General features: G+C 69.6%; 2 protein-coding genes and 1 pseudogene. All 3 read left to right on the top strand.

Annotation, left to right across the window (positions count from 1 at the left end; genetic code table 11):
• Positions 1-343, top strand: a 343-nt coding sequence (locus KZA10_RS13135; RefSeq protein WP_218683097.1) for a sigma factor-like helix-turn-helix DNA-binding protein, incomplete at its 5' end; no start/stop codon positions are given.
• Complete coding sequence (locus tag KZA10_RS13130; RefSeq protein WP_218683096.1) at positions 333-1,568, top strand: ATP-binding protein; 1,236 nt, start codon at positions 333-335, stop codon at positions 1,566-1,568. The genes KZA10_RS13135 and KZA10_RS13130, both read left to right, overlap by 11 nt.
• Positions 1,565-2,124 (top strand): annotated as a pseudogene (locus tag KZA10_RS13125) (hypothetical protein); the annotation flags it as partial. The gene KZA10_RS13130 and the pseudogene KZA10_RS13125, both read left to right, overlap by 4 nt.

The following is a 2,124-nucleotide window of genomic DNA, read 5'->3' as shown; positions in this document are numbered from 1 at the left end:
CTCTGCCCTCGACGACGTCCTCGATGCGATCCGTACCGTGGCGCAGGGCGAGGCCCTCAACAACGTCGAGTGGGCGAGCGCCGTCGACGGAGACCGCGCCTTCGCCGATGCGCAGCTCGCCACACGGGAGCGCGAGGTGCTCCGCCTGTATGCGACCGGCCTGCCGTTGAAGGCCGTCGCCGAGAAGCTGGGCGTCGCCTACTCCACCGCCAAGGAGAACATCACCCGCATCCGCGTGAAGTACGTCGAGGTCGGGCGCCCCGCGCCGACGAAGGTCGATCTCCTGCGCCGAGCGATGGAGGACGGGATCGTCACGGCTGACGAGGCACCCGGTGGCCGCTGAGCCGCTGAGCATCCGCGACGCCTGGAGCAAGATCCCCTCTCCCGGCAGCACGGAGACGGCGTACGAGCGCTTCACCGGCAAGCGCATGGAACGGATCCTCGCGATCGTCGTCGCGATCGGTTCGGCCGTGCTCGGAGCGCAGGCCCTGATCTCCGCGATGGGTTCCCTGTCCGCAGCGGATCCTGCGCACCTGGTGACGCTGATCGTGGTGTTCGTGCCGCTCGCCGCGATGCTGCTGGCCTGTGTGGTGGGTCGGGGCGTTCGCACCTTCTCCGGAATCTTCGCCGTGGTCTACGTCCTCGCGCTCGCCGCCTGGCCGACCGTCGTCGACCCCTCGGACAAGGGCGCGGGAGACCAGCCCTGGATCTTCTTCCTGGTCAACGTCGGTGTCGTCGCGGCCATGCTCGCGTTCCCGCTGTGGCTCCAGTTCGCGGGGGCTGCCGGGATGCCGTTCGTCTACGGCTACGTGCGCCTCGTCCAGGGGGAGTTCTCCCGTGAGTTCTGGGTGACGACCGCGTTCGATGTGTCGTTCACCCTCATCCTCGGTGTCGTCATCGTCTCGCTCGGCTGGATGTTCCGCTCCGTCGCCGCCGGCGTGGACGAGGCCAGGGGGCAGGCGGTGGCTTCGTACTCGACGGCTGCCGCAGCGGCCGCAGCGGAAGAGGAGCGGGCGGCGATGTCCGCCTTGATGCATGACAGCGTCCTCGCCGCGCTGATCGCCGCCGAGAGGGCCGAGGGTGAGCGTGCGGAGGAACTGGCCGTCGCCATGGCGCGGGAGGCTCTCACCCGCCTTGCGAACACCGAGGCCGCCGTCGCACAGGAGGGCAGCGATGAGCCCGTCGGCACGGCGCAGATCATCGTCGAGCTGCGTCGGGCCCTGTCCGAGCTCGGTGCCGACGCGATCGTCGAGGAGCGCGGAGGAATCGGCCTCATCCCCGGGCGGGCGGCTCGTGCGCTGGTGCTCGCCGCGCGGCAGGCCATCGGCAACGCCGTGTCGCATGCCAACGGACGCGGGCTCCACATCATCGTCGAGGGGCATGCAGACGAAGGGGTCGTCGTGACGGTCTCGGACACCGGGTCGGGTTTCGACGTCGACTCGATCGGTGCCGACCGCCTCGGGATCCGCGCGTCGATCTTCGCGCGCATGGCGGGCGTCGCCGGCACGGCCGACATCGTCTCCGACGAGCACGGCACCACCGTCACGCTGGGATGGGTGCGCTCGTGAACCGCACCGTGCGCAGCGTCGCCACCTCTCTCGCCGTCGGTTTCGCACTGTACTTCGTCGCCCGAGGGATCTGGTGGATCGAGCAGCCGACGGCTCCGCTGCTGATGGTCCTCGCGATCGCCGTGTACCTGGTGGTCGTGAACATCGCGATCCTCGGCGACGGCGCCTCGGTGAAGATGCCGATGTGGTCGGCGATCCTCGCGTTGCTGGCGAGTGCGGTGATCCCCGTGCTCGTCACCTTCTCGCTCGAACCGGCGGATCGCACCGCCCCTTTCGCGACCTGGTACATCGGTGCTCTCGGCCTGCTCGGTATCGTGTGCGTCGTTCGCCGGCGGTCCCTGATCGGCTGGCTCGTGCTCGTGGTGCTCGTGGTGGCGGCGTCCGCGTCGCTGGGCTTCGTCGTGGCGCTCAACCTCGGGCTGGTCGGCTCCATCATGTGGGTGGCCGTTGCGCGACTGCTCGTGATGTTCTGGGACCGGGCGGTGCGCGACACCGAGCGTCTCGCAGAGATCCAGCAGGCGGTGTCCGCATGGCACGCCACGCAGCGGGTCCGGCA

Source organism: Microbacterium sp. BF1 (genome assembly GCF_019279095.1).
GTDB lineage: Bacteria > Actinomycetota > Actinomycetes > Actinomycetales > Microbacteriaceae > Microbacterium > Microbacterium maritypicum.
The sequence above is the reverse complement of the archived record's forward strand: the minus strand, read 5'-3'. Positions and strand labels throughout refer to the sequence as shown.